Annotated in this window: 16 protein-coding genes; 8 read left to right on the forward strand and 8 right to left on the reverse strand. The window is 72.8% G+C overall.

Annotated elements, in window-relative coordinates:
- Position 1 precedes the first annotated feature (1 nt).
- Both ACZ3KJ_RS02555 and ACZ3KJ_RS02560 read left to right on the forward strand, forming a co-directional pair.
- Positions 2 to 979 carry an SCO2521 family protein gene (locus ACZ3KJ_RS02555; protein WP_467523991.1) on the forward strand — a complete coding sequence of 326 codons (978 nt, stop codon included), beginning with the start codon at positions 2 to 4 and terminating at the stop codon, positions 977 to 979.
- Between the two features lie 60 nt (positions 980 to 1039).
- Positions 1040 to 2026, forward strand: coding sequence for a DUF6879 family protein (locus tag ACZ3KJ_RS02560; RefSeq protein ID WP_467523993.1), 987 nt, complete (start codon positions 1040 to 1042; stop codon positions 2024 to 2026).
- 98 nt (positions 2027 to 2124) lie between these two features.
- Here the strand turns inward: ACZ3KJ_RS02560 and ACZ3KJ_RS02565 are convergent, their stop codons facing one another.
- On the reverse strand, positions 2125 to 3375 hold the full coding sequence (locus tag ACZ3KJ_RS02565) for an MFS transporter (RefSeq protein ID WP_467523994.1): 1251 nt from the start codon (positions 3373 to 3375) through the stop codon (positions 2125 to 2127).
- Positions 3376 to 3519: 144 nt separating this feature from the next.
- On the opposite strand from ACZ3KJ_RS02565, the gene recO reads away from it, so the two are divergent.
- The gene (gene recO, locus ACZ3KJ_RS02570; RefSeq protein WP_467523995.1) at positions 3520 to 4266 is read left to right on the forward strand and encodes a DNA repair protein RecO; all 747 of its coding nucleotides are present in this window, start codon (positions 3520 to 3522) and stop codon (positions 4264 to 4266) included.
- A 33-nt stretch (positions 4267 to 4299) separates the two neighbouring features.
- On the forward strand, positions 4300 to 5136 hold the full coding sequence (locus ACZ3KJ_RS02575; protein WP_467523996.1) for an isoprenyl transferase: 837 nt from the start codon (positions 4300 to 4302) through the stop codon (positions 5134 to 5136).
- A gap of 89 nt (positions 5137 to 5225) precedes the next feature.
- On the opposite strand, the gene ACZ3KJ_RS02580 is transcribed toward ACZ3KJ_RS02575, so the two are convergent.
- Genes ACZ3KJ_RS02580 through ACZ3KJ_RS02595 form a run of 4 tightly spaced genes read right to left on the reverse strand, consistent with a single transcriptional unit; the run spans position 5226 to position 8385 of the window.
- The gene (locus ACZ3KJ_RS02580; protein ID WP_467523997.1) at positions 5226 to 5642 is read right to left on the reverse strand and encodes a Fur family transcriptional regulator; all 417 of its coding nucleotides are present in this window, start codon (positions 5640 to 5642) and stop codon (positions 5226 to 5228) included.
- Positions 5643 to 5702: 60 nt separating this feature from the next.
- Positions 5703 to 6605, reverse strand: coding sequence for a metal ABC transporter permease (locus tag ACZ3KJ_RS02585; protein WP_467523998.1), 903 nt, complete (start codon positions 6603 to 6605; stop codon positions 5703 to 5705).
- Positions 6605 to 7399 carry a metal ABC transporter ATP-binding protein gene (locus tag ACZ3KJ_RS02590; RefSeq protein WP_467524000.1) on the reverse strand — a complete coding sequence of 265 codons (795 nt, stop codon included), beginning with the start codon at positions 7397 to 7399 and terminating at the stop codon, positions 6605 to 6607. The genes ACZ3KJ_RS02585 and ACZ3KJ_RS02590 overlap by 1 nt, the downstream gene beginning before the upstream one ends.
- Positions 7400 to 7416: 17 nt before the next feature.
- Complete coding sequence (locus ACZ3KJ_RS02595) at positions 7417 to 8385, reverse strand: metal ABC transporter substrate-binding protein (RefSeq protein WP_467524002.1); 969 nt, start codon at positions 8383 to 8385, stop codon at positions 7417 to 7419.
- A 217-nt stretch (positions 8386 to 8602) separates the two neighbouring features.
- Between ACZ3KJ_RS02595 and ACZ3KJ_RS02600 the strand changes: the two genes are divergently transcribed.
- On the forward strand, positions 8603 to 9985 hold the full coding sequence (locus ACZ3KJ_RS02600) for a glycine--tRNA ligase (RefSeq protein WP_385069749.1): 1383 nt from the start codon (positions 8603 to 8605) through the stop codon (positions 9983 to 9985).
- 267 nt (positions 9986 to 10252) lie between these two features.
- Here ACZ3KJ_RS02600 and ACZ3KJ_RS02605 read toward each other — a convergent pair whose 3' ends face one another.
- Positions 10253 to 11812 (reverse strand): FAD-dependent monooxygenase, encoded by a 1560-nt coding sequence (locus tag ACZ3KJ_RS02605; protein WP_467524004.1) that lies wholly within the window; start codon positions 11810 to 11812, stop codon positions 10253 to 10255.
- A gap of 93 nt (positions 11813 to 11905) precedes the next feature.
- Between ACZ3KJ_RS02605 and ACZ3KJ_RS02610 the strand changes: the two genes are divergently transcribed.
- Together ACZ3KJ_RS02610 and ACZ3KJ_RS02615 are read left to right on the forward strand one after the other, a co-directional pair.
- The gene (locus ACZ3KJ_RS02610) at positions 11906 to 12928 is read left to right on the forward strand and encodes an aldo/keto reductase (RefSeq protein WP_467524005.1); all 1023 of its coding nucleotides are present in this window, start codon (positions 11906 to 11908) and stop codon (positions 12926 to 12928) included.
- 26 nt (positions 12929 to 12954) lie between these two features.
- Positions 12955 to 13554 carry a TetR/AcrR family transcriptional regulator gene (locus ACZ3KJ_RS02615; protein WP_467524007.1) on the forward strand — a complete coding sequence of 200 codons (600 nt, stop codon included), beginning with the start codon at positions 12955 to 12957 and terminating at the stop codon, positions 13552 to 13554.
- A gap of 194 nt (positions 13555 to 13748) precedes the next feature.
- Here ACZ3KJ_RS02615 and ACZ3KJ_RS02620 read toward each other — a convergent pair whose 3' ends face one another.
- The gene (locus ACZ3KJ_RS02620) at positions 13749 to 15194 is read right to left on the reverse strand and encodes an MFS transporter (protein WP_467524008.1); all 1446 of its coding nucleotides are present in this window, start codon (positions 15192 to 15194) and stop codon (positions 13749 to 13751) included.
- Positions 15195 to 15298: 104 nt separating this feature from the next.
- Between ACZ3KJ_RS02620 and dusB the strand changes: the two genes are divergently transcribed.
- Complete coding sequence (dusB, locus tag ACZ3KJ_RS02625) at positions 15299 to 16441, forward strand: tRNA dihydrouridine synthase DusB (protein WP_467524009.1); 1143 nt, start codon at positions 15299 to 15301, stop codon at positions 16439 to 16441.
- Between the two features lie 46 nt (positions 16442 to 16487).
- On the opposite strand, the gene ACZ3KJ_RS02630 is transcribed toward dusB, so the two are convergent.
- Positions 16488 to 18104 carry an alkaline phosphatase family protein gene (locus ACZ3KJ_RS02630; protein WP_467524795.1) on the reverse strand — a complete coding sequence of 539 codons (1617 nt, stop codon included), beginning with the start codon at positions 18102 to 18104 and terminating at the stop codon, positions 16488 to 16490.
- Positions 18105 to 18372 lie beyond the last annotated feature (268 nt).

The following is an 18372-nucleotide window of genomic DNA, read 5'->3' on the forward strand; positions in this document are numbered from 1 at the left end:
CATGGCCCCTCCCGGCACCACCACGGACCCGGTCCTCACCTGCGGGGAGGTGCGCACCTGCCTGCTGCCCACCCGGGACGCGGTGGACGAGCGGACCGCCGAACGGCTGCTGCGGCTGCGCCCCGACGAACGGGTCCGGCTCTCCCGGCGCCCCAACCGGCACGCCGTCTCCCCGGACGTCCTCACCGGCGTCGACTGCCGGCTGCCCGGCGCGGGCGGCGCCAAGGTCCGCGCGGTCGGCACGGTGACCGCCCGCGCGGCCCTCGTCGAGGGGCGGGTGCTCCAGGCCACCGCGTACTTCTCCGCCCCCGCCGCCGGCCCCGACCGGCGCCGGCTCTGGGGCTACTACCTGGTCCGGCCCGGCGTGCTGGTCCCGGTCGGCGCCCTGTCCCCCCGGGCGGTCGCGGAGGGGTTCCTGACCCGCCACGAACAGGACGAGCTGGACGTCGGCTCGATCGCCGAGGGCCGGCTGTCGAGCATCTCGCGCCTGCTGCTGGACTCCTTCGACCCGCCGCTCACCACGACCGACACCCGGGTCCGCTGGACCGCGTCGGCCGCCTCCGGCGGCGCGGAGCCGGCCCTGCGCTTCACCGTCGCCGACGACGGTCTGCGCACCCTCGAACTGCGGCTGCCGCCCGGCACCGCACCGGCCGCCGCGGCCGCCCTGTGCGAGGACCTCGCCCTGCACGACTGGCTGCTGACCACCGTCACCGACAAACTGGACGGCCTCCGGCTCGGCTCCGCCGACGGCCGGCCCGCCCTGAAGGTCCTGCGCCCGCTCGTCGACCACCTGCTGCACCTGTGGCTGCCCAAGGCACGCGTCGAGCGGTCCCTGGAGGCCCTGTGGGACCTGCTGGAGCAGGAACCCGGATTCAGCCGCCAGTGGGAGACCCAGGTGCGGCGCGTCCGCGACCAGTTGCTGCTCCAGGCCATCCTCACCCAGCGCGAGGCCCTGGGCGCCTCGCTCACCACGTCCTGAGGACGCTCGACACCATCCCTGCGACGCCAGTCCGCGCATCATCCCGACGGGGGGAAAGAGATGAGCACACCGACACGGTCCGACGGTGACAGCGCACGGCAGTTGACCCTGAAACTCCTGGTCACGATAGTGACGGGCGGTGTCGTCTACGTCCTGACCAACGTCCTGCTGCCGAGGGAGGAGGGGCCCTGGCAGCTGGTGCTGTCGGTGCTCTGCGGCGGCACGGTGCTGATCGTGCAGTACATGGCCTCCTTCGTGAACCAGCTCAGCGACCTCAGAGACGTGGTGGAGAAGCGCTTCGCCGACATCGGCGAGGCCACCAAACTCTTCAACGAGGTGGAGAAACTCCGCGGCGACGGCGTGCCCCGGCTCGCCGAGCACGCCACCAAGGTCGTCTCCACGGGGCCTGACATCCTCCACGAGTTCGCGCACGAGGAGATCAACCGCCTCGCCCGGCAGATGGAGAAGCTGACCAACCTGAGCGCCGACTGCGCCGGGGAGAACCACGACTGGCTCATCAACCTCACCCAGGGGTGCAGGACGAGCATCGACGCCGTCAGCACCACCGTCGTCGACGACGACTTCTGGAACAGCGAACCGGCGGGCCGCTACCTCACCGCGCAGCGCGAGGCGATGCAGGAACGGCACGTCACGGTCCGGCGGGTGTTCATCATGAAGGAGGGCCAGGACCGCGACTCCCTCGCGGCGCTCGCCGCGACCTGCAAGGAGCAGGGCGAGATGGGCATCCAGGTCCGGGTGGTGCCCCAGGAGCGGATCGCCCGCCGCATCGGCCGCGGCAAGATGATCGACTTCATCGTCTTCGACGAGGCGATGTCCTACGAGATCCAGGCGGACCTGGACGGCGGGATCTCGTCGACGGCGGTGAACGCCGGCCTGAGCGAGGTCCAGACCCTGATCCGCCGGTTCGGCATGATCTGGGAGGCCGCCGACGACCCGAACGACGACCCCGCGCTCAACGGCCTGCTGAACGGCGTGCCCGACGGCGTCCCCGTCCTCCCCGACGGAACCGACCCGGACGGCGAGTGACGCCCGCGAGCCGGAGCCGGAGCCGGAGCCGGAGCCGGAGCCGGAGCCGGAGCCGGCCCGGACGGTGAGTGGCGCCCCCGGAGTCGGACCCGGCCCGGCTAAGGTGCCGCCTTCTCCGCCCCCGCGGCCGCGCGCGCCCCCGCGCGGAGCCCCGGCGCCCGCAGCAGCAGCGGCGTGGCCAGCAGGAGCAGACCCGCGGCGGCGACGGCGGCGCGGGCGCCGGTGAGGGCCGCCAGGGCGCCCCACAGGGCCGTCAGGGCGGCGACGCAGGCCTTCTGGGAGACCGTCCACGCCGACAGCGTGCGGGTGACCCGGTCCGCGGGGGTCAGCTCCAGCCGGCTGGTCGCGAGGACCGGGTTGAAGACGCTCGCGCACCCGATCAGCCCGCACTCGACGGCCATGACGAGCGCCAGCCCGCCGGGCCCCGGCCGTACGAGGGCCAGCCCGAGCGTCCAGCACGCGCGCAGCGTCCCGGAGGTCAGCAGGACCCGGTGCCGCCCGTACCGGGCGACCAGCCACGGGGCCAGCCGGGAGCCGGCCAGGCCGGCGGCGCAGGGCACGGCGAAGGCGAGGGCGTACTGCCAGGGCGCGAAGCCGAGCGGCCCCAGCATCAGGACGGCCAGTGGCGGGGAGACGGCCAGGATCAGGCCGTTGACCAGCACGGTGTTGAGGAACAGGGGCCGCAGGGTGCGGTGGGTGAGGAGATGGCGCCAGCCTTCGAGCAGCTCACCGGCGCGCGGGCGGCCCCCGGCGCCCTCGCGGACGGGCGGCGTCTCGTGCCCGCCGACCGCGCGCAGCCCCGCCGCCGACAGCAGATAGCTCACCGCGTCCACCGCCACCGTCACCACCGGCCCCAGCAGCCCGACCGCGGCCCCGCCGAGCGGCGGCCCGAGCACGGCGGCCGTCCAGGTCGTCGACTCGAACCGGCCGTTCGCGACGAGCAGGTCCTCCGGCGGGAGCAGCGCCTTCAGGAAGGCCCCGCTCGCCGCCCGGAAGCAGATGTCCGCCGCGGCGACGACCACCGACACCACCAGCAGCTGCCCGAGCCCGAGCCCGCCGAGCGCGAAGGCCGCCGGGACGCTCAGCAGGGCCGCGCCCCGCACCAGGTCCGCGGCGACCATCACCGGCCGTTTGCGCCGGAACTCCACCCACGGCCCCAGCGGCACCGCCAGCACCGCCCCCACGGCGGGCCCCACGGCCGCCAGCGCCGCCACCCCGGCCGGCCCGGCGTGCAGCACCAGCACTGCGATCAGCGCGAACGCGTCGAACGCCAGCCAGGTACCGAACGTACTGACCGTGTACGCCCCCCACAGCCACCTGAACGACCGCCCCAGCGCACGCCCGGCCATCGCACCTCCACCCGTCCGCAGGAACCGGGCGATCGTAGTGGGTGCCGCACGCGCCCCTCTCCGCGTAGGCGAGAATGGGCCCATGACCCTGCTCCGCGACGACGGCGTCCTGCTGTGCACCCAGCAGGGCCACGGCGGTGCGCGATGAGCCTCTTCCGCGACGACGGCGTCGTGCTGCGCACCCAGAAGCTCGGTGAGGCGGACCGCATCATCACCCTGCTCACCCGCGGCCACGGCCGGGTCCGGGCCGTCGCCCGGGGCGTACGCCGCACGAAGTCGAAGTTCGGCGCCCGCCTCGAACCCTTCTCCCACGTCGACGTGCAGTTCTTCGCGCGCGGCAGCGACCTGGTCGGGCGCGGGCTGCCGCTGTGCACCCAGAGCGAGACCATCGCCCCGTACGGCGGCGGGATCGTCAGCGACTACGCCCGCTACACCGCGGGCACGGCCATGCTGGAGACCGCCGAGCGGTTCACCGACCACGAGGGCGAGCCGGCGGTGCAGCAGTACCTGCTGCTCGTCGGGGCGCTGCGCACCCTCGCCCGCGGCGAGCACGCCCCGCACCTCGTCCTCGACGCGTTCCTGCTGCGCTCGCTCGCCGTCAACGGGTACGCGCCGAGCTTCGGCGACTGCGCCAAGTGCGGCATGCCCGGTCCGAACCGGTTCTTCTCGGTGGCCTCCGGGGGATCCGTGTGCGTCGACTGCCGGGTGCCCGGCAGCGTCGTACCGTCGCCGCGGACGCTGGAACTGCTGGGCGCGCTGCTCACGGGAGACTGGGAGACCGCGGACGCGTGCGAGGCGCGCTACGTCCGGGAGGGCAGCGGGCTGGTGTCCGCCTATCTGCACTGGCACCTGGAGCGCGGTCTGCGCTCCCTTCGGTACGTGGAAAAGTAAGCAGCGAAGAGCAGCGAAGGAGACGAGAAGCACATGGTCGTACGCGGGTTCCTGGGCCGGCAGCGCCGGGAGTACAAGGCACCTGAGCCGCACCCGTCCGGCGCCCGCGCGCCGAAGCTCCCCGGCGAGCTGGTTCCCGAGCACGTGGCGATCGTCATGGACGGCAACGGCCGCTGGGCCAAGGAGCGGGGGCTGCCGCGCACCGAGGGGCACAAGGTCGGCGCCGAGCGCGTCCTCGACGTCCTCCAGGGCGCGGTCGAGATCGGCGTGCGGAACATCTCCCTGTACGCCTTCTCCACCGAGAACTGGAAGCGCTCGCCCGACGAGGTGCGCTTCCTGATGAACTTCAACCGCGACTTCATCCGCAAGACCCGCGACCAGCTCGACGAGCTGGGCATCCGGGTGCGCTGGGTGGGCCGTATGCCCAAGCTGTGGAAGTCGGTGGCCAAGGAGCTCCAGGTCGCCCAGGAGCAGACCAAGGACAACGACCTGCTCACGCTGTACTTCTGCATGAACTACGGCGGCCGCGCGGAGATCGCCGACGCCGCCCAGGCCATCGCCGAGGACGTGCGGGCCGGCCGCCTCGACCCGTCCAAGGTCACCGAGAAGACCGTCGCGAAGTACCTCTACTACCCGGACATGCCGGACGTGGACCTGTTCCTGCGGCCCAGCGGCGAGCAGCGCACCTCGAACTACCTGCTCTGGCAGAGCGCCTACGCCGAGATGGTCTTCCAGGACGTCCTGTGGCCCGACTTCGACCGCCGCGACCTGTGGCGGGCCTGCGTCGAGTTCGCCTCCCGCGACCGCCGCTTCGGCGGCGCGATCCCGAACGAGGAGCTGCTGGCGATGGAGGGCGGGACGTCCTCGTAGGGGACGCGTGCGCGCGCGAGGGGCGCCCGGTCCGGACCGGGCGCCCCTTTGCGTGCCTTCCGTGCTTCCTGTGCCTCCAGCGCCTACGCCTACGCCTGCGCCGCCGCGCAGTCGGAGCAGGTGCCGAAGATCTCCACCGTGTGCGCCACGTTCACGAAGCCGTGTTCCGCGGCGATGGCCTCCGCCCACTTCTCGACGGCCGGGCCCTCGACCTCGACGGCCTTGCCGCAGGCGCGGCAGACGAGGTGGTGGTGGTGTTCGCCGGTGGAGCAGCGGCGGTAGACGGACTCGCCGTCGGAGGTGCGCAGGACGTCGACCTCGCCCGCGTCGGCGAGGGACTGGAGGGTGCGGTAGACCGTCGTCAGTCCGACGGAGTCGCCCTTGTGCTTCAGCATGTCGTGGAGTTCCTGCGCGCTGCGGAACTCCTCGACCTCGTCGAGCGCCGCAGCCACGGCGGCACGCTGCCGGGTGGCCCGGCCCTTCACGGGCGATCCAGCGGTCGTCACCGTTGCCTCCTCACGTCTGCGCCTTGCCGGGGCCATTGTGCCAGCCCGGGCCGGGCGCGGTCAGACGCCGGCTCCGTCGCCCGCCTCCCGGGTGGCCGGAATCGTGCACTCCGCGGGGTCGGCGCCGGGCTGTGCCGCGGCGAGCGCGCGGGCGCGGCGGCGGGCCAGCGGGGCGGCCAGGGCGGTCAGGGCGACGAACGCCGCGATGGTCAGCAGCACGATCGTCGCGCCCGGCGGGACGTCCTGGTAGTACGAGGTGACCGTGCCGCCGATGGTGACGGTGATGCCGATGGCCACGGCGATCGCGAAGGTCGCCGCGAAGCTCCGGGTGAGCTGCTGGGCCGCCGCCACCGGGACCACCATCAGGGCCGAGACCAGCAGCAGTCCCACGACGCGCATCGCCACGGTCACCGTGACGGCCGCGGTGACCGCCGTGAGCAGGTTCAGGGCGCGCACCGGCAGTCCGGTGACGCGCGCGAACTCCTCGTCCTGGCTGACCGCGAACAGCTGGCGGCGCAGGCCCAGGGTGACGAGGACCACGAAGGCGGCGAGGACGCAGATCGCCGTCACGTCCGACTCCGACACCGTCGTCAGCGAGCCGAACAGGTACGAGTTGAGGTTGGCGTTGGAGCCGGTCGGCGCGAGGTTGATGAACATCACGCCGCCGGCCATGCCGCCGTAGAAGAGCATCGCGAGGGCGATGTCGCCGCGGGTGCGGCCGTACCAGCGGATCAGTTCCATCAGGATCGCGCCGAGGACGGAGACGGCCGTCGCCATCCACACGGGTGACCAGGACAGCAGGAAGCCGAGGCCGACGCCGGTCATCGCGACGTGGCCGATGCCGTCGCCCATCAGGGCCTGGCGGCGCTGGACGAGGTAGATGCCGACGGCGGGGGCGGTGATGCCGACCAGGACGGCGGCGAGCAGCGCCCGCTGCATGAAGGCGTAGTTCAGGAGGTCCATCAGCTCAGCAGTCCCGTGCGGATCGGTTCGGTGCCCGCCGGCGCGTGCGGGTGTACGTGGTCGTGGCCGGGCAGCGCGTGCTGGCCGACCGCGCGCGGGGGCGGGCCGTCGTGCGTCACGCAGCCGTCGCGCAGGACGACCGCCCGGTCGATGAGGGGCTCCAGCGGGCCCAGCTCGTGCAGCACCAGCAGGACGGTCGTACCGGCCGCCACCTGCCCCCGGAGCGTATGCGCGAGGACCTCCTGGCTGGCCAGGTCGACGCCCGCCATCGGCTCGTCCATGATCAGCAGTTCGGGTTCGGCGGCGAGCGCGCGGGCGATGAGCACCCGCTGGTGCTGGCCGCCGGAGAGGGCGTTCACGGAGTCCTTGGCCCGGTCGGCCATGCCGACGAGGTCCAGGGCGTGCCGTACGGCCTCGTGGTCGGCCTTGCGCAGGACGCCGAACCGGGCCCGGGACAGGCGACCGGAGGAGACGACCTCGGTGACCGTGGCCGGGACGCCGCCGGCGGCGGTGGTGCGCTGCGGGACGTAGCCCACGCGCCGCCAGTCCCGGAAGCGCCGCCGTTCGGTGCCGAACAGCTCGATCCGCCCGGCGGTGACCGGGACCTGGCCGATGACGGTGCGCACGGCCGTGGACTTGCCGGAGCCGTTCGCGCCGAGCAGGGCGACGACCTCACCGCGGTGCACGGTGAGGTCGATGCCGCGCAGGACGGGGCGCGAGCCGAGTTCGGCGCGCACACCGCGCAGCGAGATGACGGGGTCGCCCTGTGCGGCCTGTGCGTCCTGTGCGTCCATGACGCCCTCCGTGGAGATCACTTGGTTCCCAGGGCCGTCTGGAGCGCCGTGAGGTTGGCTTCCTGGACCGCGAAGTAGTCGTCGCCGCGCGAGCTGTCGGTGATGCCCTCGATCGGGTCGAGGACGTCCGTCTTCAGCCCGGCGTCCTTCGCGAGGGTCTTGGCGGTCTTGTCGCTGACGAGCGTCTCGTAGAAGACCGTGGTGACGCCGTCGGCCTTGGCCATCGTCTGGAGTTCCTTGACGCGGGCGGCGCTCGGCTCCGACTCGGGGTCGAGGCCGCTGATGGCCTCCTCGGTCAGGCCGTAGCGCTCGGCGAGGTAGCCGAAGGCGGCGTGGGTGGTGATGAAGACCTTGGTCTCGGTGTTCGCGAGGCCGGTCTCGAACTTCGTGTTCAGCGCGTTCAGCTTCGTGACCAGGGCCGCGGTGTTCTTCTTGTAGTCGGCGGCGTGGTCCGGGTCGGCCTTCTCGAAGGCCGCGCCGACGCCGTCGGCGACCTCGGCGTACTTGACCGGGTCGAGCCAGATGTGGGGGTCGAGGCCGCCCTCCTCGTGGTCGTGCCCGTCCTCCTCTTCCTCCGCGTGCTCGTCGGCGTGGCCGCCGACCTCGGTGCCGTGCTCCTCGAGCGTGGTGAGCGAGGCGGCGTCGATCTTCGTCTTGACCCCGGACTGGGCGACGGTGTCGTCGACGGAGGGCTGGAGGTCCTTGAGGTAGAGCACCGCGTCGGCCTCCTCGACCGTCACGCGCTGCTTGGCGCTGATCTCCAGGTCGTGGGGCTCCTGGCCGGGCTCGGTCAGGGTGCTGACCTCGACGTGGTCGCCGCCTATCTGCTCGGCGAGGAAGGCCATCGGGTAGAACGACGCGACGACGTCGAACTTGTCCGTGTTCCCGGCCGCGGCGCTCTCGCCGGAGCAGGCGGTGAGTGCGGTGAGGCCGAGGACGGTGGCCGCGGCGGCGGCGGAGCCCGGTATGAGTCGTCGTACGTTCATGACACTCATTTTCAACAAATATGGAAACCGTTGTCAACAAAGTCTTCACAGGTGCCCGGCCGGAGGCGGCACGGGGGCGTTCCGAGGCGGACCGGGAGGCGGGGCAAGGTCGTGAGGCGGTCCCCGATTTGGTCGAGGGGGAGCCCCCGCCGGTACCCTGAAGCATTCGCTGGAAGCATCTCGCTTCGTCGCCCGTCGTCGTAATGAAGAGAGCACCGTGGCCGCCGACAAGATCGACACCATCGTCAGCCTGAGCAAGCGCCGTGGCTTCGTATTCCCCTGTAGTGAGATCTACGGTGGCCAGCGCGCCGCCTGGGACTACGGACCGCTGGGTGTCGAGCTCAAGGAGAACCTGAAGCGCCAGTGGTGGCGCTACATGGTGACGTCGCGCGAGGACGTGGTCGGTATCGACTCGTCCGTCATCCTGGCCCCCGAGGTCTGGGTCGCCTCCGGTCACGTCGCCACCTTCACCGACCCGCTCACCGAGTGCACCTCCTGCCACAAGCGGTTCCGCGCGGACCACCTGGAGGAGGCCTACGAGGCCAAGCACAACCGCCTGCCGGAGAACGGCCTCGCGGACCTGAACTGCCCCAACTGCGGCAACAAGGGCACCTTCACGGAGCCCAAGCAGTTCTCCGGTCTGCTCTCCACCCACCTCGGCCCCACGCAGGACTCCGGCTCCGTCGCCTACCTGCGCCCCGAGACCGCCCAGGGCATCTTCACCAACTTCGCCCAGGTGCAGACCACCTCGCGCCGCAAGCCGCCGTTCGGCATCGCCCAGATGGGCAAGTCCTTCCGCAACGAGATCACGCCCGGCAACTTCATCTTCCGCACCCGCGAGTTCGAGCAGATGGAGATGGAGTTCTTCGTCAAGCCGGGCGAGGACGAGAAGTGGCAGGAGTACTGGATGGAGCAGCGCTGGAACTGGTACACCGGCCTGGGCCTGCGCGAGGAGAACATGCGGTGGTACGAGCACCCGAAGGAGAAGCTCTCCCACTACTCCAAGCGCACCGCTGACATCGAGTACCGCTTCCAGTTCGGCGGCAGCGAGTGGGGCGAGCTGGAGGGTGTCGCCAACCGCACCGACTACGACCTCGGCGCCCACTCCAAGGCCTCCGGCCAGGACCTCTCCTACTTCGACCAGGAGGCCGGCGAGCGCTGGACGCCGTACGTCATCGAGCCCGCGGCCGGTGTCGGCCGCGCGATGCTGGCGTTCCTCCTCGACGCCTACGTCGAGGACGAGGCCCCCAACGCCAAGGGCAAGCTGGAGAAGCGCACGGTCCTGCGCCTCGACCACCGCCTCGCCCCGGTGAAGGTCGCGGTGCTCCCGCTCTCCCGCAACCCCGAGCTCTCCCCGAAGGCCAAGGGCCTCGCCCAGGCGCTGCGCCAGCACTGGAACATCGAGTTCGACGACGCGGGCGCCATCGGCCGCCGCTACCGCCGCCAGGACGAGATCGGCACGCCGTTCTGCGTGACGGTCGACTTCGACACGCTCGAGGACAACGCCGTGACGGTGCGCGAGCGCGACTCGATGAAGCAGGAGCGCGTGTCGCTCGACCAGATCGAGGGCTACCTGGCCGCGCGTCTGATCGGCTGCTAGCCGCGACGCGCACGCCGCACGCACGAGGCCGGCTCCGGCGGGATTCCGCCGGAGCCGGCCTTTCGTCCGTCTCGGGCGGTGTTCCCGCCCTGCTGCCGGCGGCTGGGCGTCAGGACGTCCGCGTCAGGACGTCCGCGTCGGGACGTCCGCGTCGGGCTCTGTGCCGGTATCGCGCTTCGCGCGTGCGCCCTTGTGACGCGCCGCCGGGTCGGCGCAGGCGGCGCCGCCGCCCGGAACGCCGTCGCCGGTGCCGGGCGGGACGGGCGTCTACCGGTCCGAGCCGGTGAGGGCGGCCAGGGCGGCACGGAGGGCGGAGCCGTTCGGCGGGCCGTGGTCCCAGCGGGCGCCGACGTGGCCGTCCGGCCGGATCAGCAGTCCTCCGCGCCCGCCCAGGCCGCACAGGCCGGCGTGTTCGTCCGACAGGGGCTCGACGCGCAGCGGCCACGCCGCGGCGGCCTGCCGTTCCCAGCCCGCGGGATCCGGCGTCAGCAGGGTGAACCACTCGCCGAACGCGTCGAGCGTGGAGCGGCCCGGCGCGAGCCAGAAGTGCGGCATGCGGTGGCCCGGCTCGGCGGTGGGGACGTAGTCCACGCCACCGTCGGACGCCGCGTCGGAGCCGTAGGCGACCCCGAGGACGAGACCGAGTTGGGCGAAGTACCTCTCCGACCAGGGGAGCCCGACGCCGGCCGGCGCCGAGGCACCGGCCAGGAGCTGTTCCCGGCGCCGGCTCAGCACCTGGAACATGAGCCGCGTGTGGGTCACCGCCTGGCGGAGCGACCGGTGGGCGACGGGCAGCCGTTCCGTCCCGTAGGTGTCCAGCAGGCCCGGTCCGGCCCACCCGCGCAGGACGCCCGCCAGTTTCCAGCAGAGGTTGTGCACATCGGCGACACCGGCGTTCATGCCCAGACCGCCGGCCGGGGGGATCGCGTGCGCGGCGTCGCCGGCCAGCAGGACCCGGCCGGCGCGGAGCCGCTCGGCGACGAACGCGTTCACCACCCAGTGCTCCACCCGCAGCACCTCGGCGCGCACGCCGGCGTCGGCGCCGAGGGCGCGTGCGACGAGGCCGGGCCAGTCGGCGCCGGCGGTGTCCTCGGGGGTGGGCGCGATCCAGGCCCAGCCTCCCTCGGGGTACAGCGGCAGGAAGGATCCGCGGGTGGTGAAGTACACCCCGGCGGGCTGGCGGGCGCGCCAGTGGCCGAGGTCGGCGTCGAACACGACGGTGGTGAGGCGCCCCACCGCGCCGGGGCCCGTGGTGCCGATCGCCAGCCGTTGCCGGACGAAGGAGTTGGCGCCGTCGGCGGCGAGCACGTGACGGGCGCGGACGCGGGTCCGCGTACCGCGCCGGCGGTCGACGAGCACGGCCACGACGGCCCCGTCCTCCTCGGCCAGGTCGACCAGCTCGACCCCGAACCGCACCGGTGCGTCCGCCGCGCCGAGAAGGGTGGGTTCCAGCCGGTCCTGCGAGGTCACCACACCGAGTTCGGGGCTCTCGGGGACCGGTGCGCGGACGCCGGTCATCGCCTCCGTGGCGAAGTCGCGTCCGTGCAGGGCGTCGCGGAAGCGGACGCGGCCGTACTCGGGCGGGAACGCGCGGGCCGTGATCGCGCCGGCCACGCCGAGCCCGCGGAAGATCTCCATCGAGCGCACGTTGACCAGCCGGGACCGGGGGAAGGGCGACAGCTCGCCGTGCTTCTCGACCAGCAGGGCCGGTACCCCCCAGCGGGCCAGGAGCGCCCGTGCGGTGAGCCCCACCGGCCCACCGCCGACGATCAGTACCGCCACCTCGGCGTCCGCTGCTGCGGACCTGTCGGGCTCCACCCGCTCCATCTTCCGCTCCCCGCGGCCGGCCGCAACACGATGGGTGACACACAGCGGATGACAGATATTGAAATCTGTCATCTGTCATGTGAGGCTGTCCCCATGACCACACCCACGCGCACCCTCGGCACCACCGGCCCCCAGGTCTCCGCCCTCGGCCTCGGCTGCATGGGCATGTCCGCGATGTACGGCGACACCGACCGAGCCGAGTCGATCGCCACGATCCACGCGGCCCTGGAAGCCGGCGTGACCCTGCTCGACACCGGCGACTTCTACGGCATGGGCCACAACGAACTGCTCATCGGCGAGGCCCTGCGCACCGCCCCCGCGGCCCGCCGCGAGCAGGCGCTGCTGAGCGTGAAGTTCGGCGCCCTGCGCGCCCCGGACGGCAGCTGGAGCGGTTACGACGGCCGCCCCGCCGCCGTGAAGAACTTCGCCGCGTACTCCCTCCAGCGCCTGGGCGTCGACCACATCGACGTCTACCGCCTCGCCCGCCTCGACCCGGCCGTCCCGATCGAGGAGACGGTCGGCGCCGTCGCCGAGCTGGTGGAGCAGGGATACGTCCGGCACATCGGCCTCAGCGAGGTCGGCGCCGAGACCATCCGCCGGGCGGCCGCGACCGCGCCGATCGCCGACCTCCAGATCGAGTACGCGATCATCTCCCGCGGCATCGAGAGGGAGATCCTGCCGACCCTGAGCGAGCTGGGCATCGCCGTCACCGCGTACGGCGTCCTCTCCCGGGGCCTGATCTCCGGCCGGCTCGCCGCGGACCGGCGGTTCGCCGCGCACGACTTCCGGGCCCACTCCCCGCGCTTCCAGGGCGACAACCTCCGGCACAACCTGGAGCTGGTGGAGGCCCTCAGGAAGATCGCCGAGCAGAAGGGGGTGACGGTCGCCCAGATCGCCTTCGCCTGGGTGCTGGCCCAGGGCCCGAGGCACGGCACGGACATCGTGCCGCTGGTCGGCGCCCGCACCCGGGAGCGCCTGGCCGAGGCGCTGGGCGCCCTGGACGTGCCGCTGGACGCGGCCGACCTGGCCGCGATCGAGGCGGCGGTCCCCGCGGACGCGGCGGCCGGCGACCGCTACCCGGCCGCGTTCATGGCCGACCTCGACAGCGAGCGCTGAGCGGTGCGCCGGGTACGGTCTCTTCCATGGCACCGACCACCGAGACCCTGACCGCCGAGCGCATCCTCGCAGCGACGGAGGAGGTGCTGCGCCGCCACGGCCCGGCGAAGGCGACCGTGGTCGACGTGGCCCGCGCGCTCGGCGTCAGCCACGGCAGCGTCTACCGGCACTTCCCCACGAAGGCCGCGCTGCGCGAGGCGGTCACCAAGCGCTGGCTGGACCGCACCTCGCGGGCGCTCGCCGGCATCGCGTCCGACGAGGACCGCGACGCGGAGAGCCGGCTGCGCGGCTGGCTCGCGGCCCTGTTCGAGGCCAAGCGCCGCAAGGCCGGTGACGACCCCGAGCTGTTCGCCACCTACAAGGTGCTCGCCGGCGAGAGCGGGACGGCGGTCGACGAGCACGTCACCGACCTGATCGGCCAGCTGACCCGGATCGTCGAGGCCGGCGTGACGGCGGGCGCCTTCACCGCCCCCGGCCCGGCGGACACGGCCCGCGCGGTCTTCCACGCCACGGGCCGCTTCCACGACCCGGGCTACGCCCGCGAGTGGGAGCAGCCGGAGATCGAGGCGGATTTCGAGGCCGTCGTGGAGCTGGTGCTGCGGGGCATACGGGCCGAGCGCCGGTGACCGCCGGTGACCTCCGGTGACCGGCGGTGCCGCCCCCGTGCGCTCACGGCATTGAAGGACACGCCCGGTGAGGGCTCACGCCGGATGAGGATGCACGCCGGTGAGGGCTCACGCCGGATGAGGACGCACGCCCGGTGAGGGCTTACGACGGGCAAGGGCTCCTGTCGGGTGGGGGCTCACGCCGGGTGAGGGGCTCACGCCCCCACGCCCGCCGCCTCCCGCACCTCCTGTGACTCCAGCCGGTCCGCGGTCCGCTCGGCCGTCCGACGGGCCCACCGCCCGCTGCTGACCGCGCCCAGCACCAGCACCGCGAACCCGCACACGGCGAGGATCCACCAGGCGGGTACGGCGGCGGAGACGAAGGTGTCGCGGTAGGACGAGGAGCCGATGCCCGCGGCCAGGACGGCGCCCACCACGGCGACTCCCAGGGTCTGTCCCAGCTGCCGGCTGGTGGAGGCGACGGCCGCCGCCACGCCGGCCTGGGCGCGGGGCATCCCCGACACCGCCGTGTTGGTGATCGGCGCGTTCACGCACCCGAAGCCGATGCCGAAGAGCACGTACCCGAGGAAGAGGGTGACGTTCGAGGTCTCCGCGTCGAAGGCGGCGAACAGCACCCCGCTCAGGGTCATCGCGAGCCCGGCCACCAGCAGCGGCAGCCGCGGCCCCCGGCTTGCGACGAGCCGCCCGGACAGGGGGGCGCACAGGAACGTCGGGACGGCCATCGGCAGCATCCACAGTCCCGCGTGCAGGGCGTCCAGGCCCCGGACGTTCTGGAGGTACAGCGTGGACAGGAACAGGAACCCGCCGAGCGCGGCGAACGCGCTCATCGCGATCACGGTGGCCCCGCTGAACGGCGCCGACCGGAAGAACCGCAGGTCGATGAGGGGGTCGGTGCGGCGCGGCTCGTACCGCAGCAGGCCGAGCAGCGCGGCCAGCGCCACCACCGCGAACGGCACGCTCACCGCGGCCCCCGCCTCCGGCGCCTCGATGATCGCGTACGTCAGGGAGCCGAAGAGCACGATGACCAGCAGCTGGCCGACCGGGTCGGGGCGGCGGGCCTTGGGCGCCCGGGACTCGGGGACGTAGCGCAGGGTCAGCAGAAGGGCCGCGAGTCCGACCGGCAGGTTGATCCAGAAGATGGAGCGCCAGCCCACCGACTCCACCAGCAGCCCGCCCACCAGCGGGCCGGCGGCCATCGAGATGCCGACCACCGCGCCCCACACGCCGATGGCGCGGGCGCGCTCGCGCGGGTCGGTGAAGGTGTTGGTGATGATCGACATGGCGACGGGGTTGAGCATCGAACCGCCGACCGCCTGCACCGCGCGTGCCGCGATCAGCAGCTCCAGGTTCGGCGCGAGGGAGCAGAGCAGCGAGCCGAGCGAGAACACGACGAGCCCGGCCAGGAAGACCTTCCGGCGGCCGATGCGGTCGGCGGTGGAGCCCGCGAGCATCAGCAGCGCGGCCAGGACCAGCGTGTAGGCGTCGATGGTCCACTGGAGACCGGCCGTGGAGGCGTGCAGGTCGCGCTGCATGGCGGGCAGGGCAACGTTGAGGACGGTGTTGTCGAGGCTCACGATCAGCAGGCTCATGCAGCAGATCGCGAGGACGAGCAGACGTCGGCGATGGCTGAGCTCGGGCATGGAACCCATCGTACGCCCACTTCGATAGTGCGTCTAACTAATGACTATTGCATGATCATGGCGGGGGAGGCCGGGCACCGGCCCGCGTGCGGGAGAATGGGGGAATGCCCACGACCGCCTCGCCCGTGCAGATCGGCCCGCACACCGTCCGGCCGCCCGTCGTCCTCGCCCCCATGGCCGGGATCACCAACGCGCCCTTCCGCACCCTGTGCCGGGAGTTCAGCGGCGGCAAGGGCCTCTTCGTGAGCGAGATGATCACCACCCGGGCGCTGGTCGAACGCAACGAGAAGACCATGCAGCTGATCCACTTCGACGCGACCGAGACGCCGCGCTCGATCCAGCTGTACGGCGTCGACCCGGCGACCGTCGGCAAGGCCGTCCGCATGATCGCCGAGGAGGACCTCGCCGACCACATCGACCTGAACTTCGGCTGCCCGGTCCCCAAGGTGACCCGCAAGGGCGGCGGATCCGCGCTCCCCTACAAGCGCAACCTGCTCCGCGCCATCCTGCGCGAGGCCGTGAGCGGCGCCGGCGACCTCCCCGTCACCATGAAGATGCGCAAGGGCATCGACGACGACCACATCACCTACCTGGACGCCGGCCGGATCGCCGTCGAGGAGGGCGTGACCGCCATCGCCCTGCACGGCCGCACCGCCGCCCAGCACTACGGCGGCACCGCCGACTGGGAGGCCATCGCCCGGCTGAAGGAGCACGTGCCGGAGATCCCGGTCCTCGGCAACGGCGACATCTGGTCGGCCGAGGACGCCCTGCGGATGGTCCGGGCGACCGGCTGCGACGGCGTCGTCGTCGGACGCGGCTGCCTGGGGCGGCCCTGGCTCTTCGCCGACCTGGTCGCCGCGTTCGAGGGGCGCACGGACGACCTCGCGCGGCCCGCCCTGCGCGAGGTCGCCGACGTCATGGTCCGGCACGCCGGTCTCCTCGGCGAGTGGACCGGCGACGAGTCGAAGGGCGTCGTCGACTTCCGCAAGCACGTCGCCTGGTACCTGAAGGGCTTCGCGGTCGGCTCGGAGATGCGCAAGCGGCTCGCGATCACCTCCTCCCTGGAGGAACTGCGCGCCGGACTCGACGAGCTGGACCTCGACCAGCCCTGGCCCGCCGGCGCCGACGGGCCCCGCGGCCGTACCTCCGGCAACAACCGGGTGGTGCTGCCGGACGGCTGGCTGAAGGACCCGTACGACTGCGCGGGCGTGGGCGAGGACGCGGAGCTGGACACCTCCGGCGGCTGACCGGACGGGACCGGCCGCGCGGACCGTCCCCACATCCCGGCCTGGGTCACCCCGTGCCGGGGTGCGGGGTCGAGCCGTACGCCAGCAGGAAGCGGTCGCGGAAGGAGCTCATCTTCCACACCGGGGCGTCCTGCGCGGGCTCGAGCCCCTCCGTCCACCCCCAGTCGGCGATCTTGTCGAGGACCTCCGGGTCCTTGGCGACGATGGAGACCGGCACGTCCCGGCCGGCGTCGTTGCCGCTGACGCGGGCGATGGGCTGGTGGTCGCCGAGGAAGATCAGGACGGTGTCGTCGGTGCCGTAGCGCTCCAGCCACTGGGTGAGGGCGGTCACCGAGTACTCGATCGACCTGCCGTACTCCCGGCGGGACGCGGCGGAGTCGTCGATGACGTCGGCCGCGTCCTTCCCGGCCTTCTGGATGCCCTCGAAGACCGAGCCGTCGCCCAGTTCGTCCCAGCCGACCATCTCCGGGATCGGCGCCCAGGGCTGGTGGCTGGAGGTCAGGACGATCTCCGCCATCAGCGGCCGGTCGCGGTCCTTCCCGTGCTCCAGCCGCTGGAACGCCTCCAGCGCGTACTGGTCGGGCATCGTCGACCAGCTGAACTTGGGCCCCCGGTAGCCCAGCCGGAAGGCGTCGTAGACCGTGTCGAGGCCGTAGAACGCCGCCTCGGGCCAGCCCTTCTGCACGCCGGGCATGATGCCGACGGTGTCCCAGGCGCCGGTCTTCTGGAAGGCCTTGGTCAGGCTGAGGTGGTCGCTGGCCATGACGGTGCGGTAGCGCTGCTGGGTGTCGACCCACAGGCCCGACAGCGCGGTGGAGTGGCCCAGCCAGCTGCTGCCGCCGAAGGTCGCCGAGGTCAGCCAGCCGCTCCGGGCCCGGAAGCCGGCCTTCGCCAGGGCCTCGGTGCTCGCGTCGAGGGTGCTGTGCACGCCCGGCGCGGTGACCGGGTTCTCGATCGCCACGCGGCCGTAGCTCTCGATGAAGGTGAAGATCACGTCCTTGCCGCGCAGACCGGGCACGAGCTGCGCGGGCGGGGTGGCGCCGAAGGTGTCGGTGCGGGCCTCCGCGGCGAACGCGGCCTCGTCCCGCAGGGTGTCCCGCACCCGCTTCGCCTCGGAGGTGAGCGTGTCCGCGACACCGGCGGAGGCGACCGGCAGCCCGGCGTACTGGAGGCCCAGGACGGAACACGTGATCCAGACGGTGCCGGTGACCAGCGTGGCCCGGGTCGCCCGCTGCGGGTCGCGCGCCAGCAGACCGGCCAGCCGGACCGTCGCCAGCGCCAGGACCGCGCACACCAGCACGACGAGCAGGAACACCCCGACCGTGGCGGCGAGCGCGGTCGTACGGCCCATCGAGTCGGCGACGTACGACTGGGCGTCGTCGAGCAGTTCCCAGTCCAGGACGAGGTTGAAGTCCCGGCCCAGGTACTCCACGAACCCCATGTCGAGCAGGTTCAGCACGGTCAGCGCCCCGAGGAACACCCCGGTCAGCGCCGCCACGGCGACCCGCGGCCGGCGGGGCAGCGCCAGCAGCACCGCCGCCCCCACGACCACCTCCCCGGGCAGCCGCAGGAACCGGTCGGGGCGCAGCGCGAAGACCCGGTTCGGCAGCAGCACCGCCCCGACCACCAGCACCACGGACAGCACGGTCGCCGTCCACCACACGGTCCGGGCGGCCCGCGGGTGACGGGTGCGCCAGGCACGCCGGTACGCGACCCGGTCCCGGAAGGAGCGCGGCCCGCCGTGCGGCCCGGCGGCCGCCTCCTGGGACTCCTTGGTGGCGCCCTCGGACTCCCGGGTGGGGCCCTCGGACTCCCCGGTGGCGCCCCCGGACTCCCGGGTGGGGCCTTCGGGCTCCTCCCCGGTGTTCCCGGTGTCCCCGGTGTTCCCGGCGTCTTTGGGGTCCCGCAGATCGGGCAGCTGACGAGAGCGA

The organism is Streptomyces sp. NPDC003248 (assembly GCF_055563235.1).

Coding starts and splice junctions, on each gene's coding strand:
- ACZ3KJ_RS02555 (WP_467523991.1), top strand. CDS start 2: ATGGCCCCTCCCGGCACCACCACGGACCCGGTCCTCACCTGCGGGGAG.
- ACZ3KJ_RS02560 (WP_467523993.1), top strand. CDS start 1,040: ATGAGCACACCGACACGGTCCGACGGTGACAGCGCACGGCAGTTGACC.
- ACZ3KJ_RS02565 (WP_467523994.1), bottom strand. CDS start 3,375: ATGGCCGGGCGTGCGCTGGGGCGGTCGTTCAGGTGGCTGTGGGGGGCG.
- recO (WP_467523995.1), top strand. CDS start 3,520: ATGAGCCTCTTCCGCGACGACGGCGTCGTGCTGCGCACCCAGAAGCTC.
- ACZ3KJ_RS02575 (WP_467523996.1), top strand. CDS start 4,300: ATGGTCGTACGCGGGTTCCTGGGCCGGCAGCGCCGGGAGTACAAGGCA.
- ACZ3KJ_RS02585 (WP_467523998.1), bottom strand. CDS start 6,605: ATGGACCTCCTGAACTACGCCTTCATGCAGCGGGCGCTGCTCGCCGCC.
- ACZ3KJ_RS02590 (WP_467524000.1), bottom strand. CDS start 7,399: ATGGACGCACAGGACGCACAGGCCGCACAGGGCGACCCCGTCATCTCG.
- ACZ3KJ_RS02595 (WP_467524002.1), bottom strand. CDS start 8,385: ATGAACGTACGACGACTCATACCGGGCTCCGCCGCCGCCGCGGCCACC.
- ACZ3KJ_RS02605 (WP_467524004.1), bottom strand. CDS start 11,812: ATGGAGCGGGTGGAGCCCGACAGGTCCGCAGCAGCGGACGCCGAGGTG.
- ACZ3KJ_RS02610 (WP_467524005.1), top strand. CDS start 11,906: ATGACCACACCCACGCGCACCCTCGGCACCACCGGCCCCCAGGTCTCC.
- ACZ3KJ_RS02615 (WP_467524007.1), top strand. CDS start 12,955: ATGGCACCGACCACCGAGACCCTGACCGCCGAGCGCATCCTCGCAGCG.
- ACZ3KJ_RS02620 (WP_467524008.1), bottom strand. CDS start 15,194: ATGCCCGAGCTCAGCCATCGCCGACGTCTGCTCGTCCTCGCGATCTGC.
- dusB (WP_467524009.1), top strand. CDS start 15,299: ATGCCCACGACCGCCTCGCCCGTGCAGATCGGCCCGCACACCGTCCGG.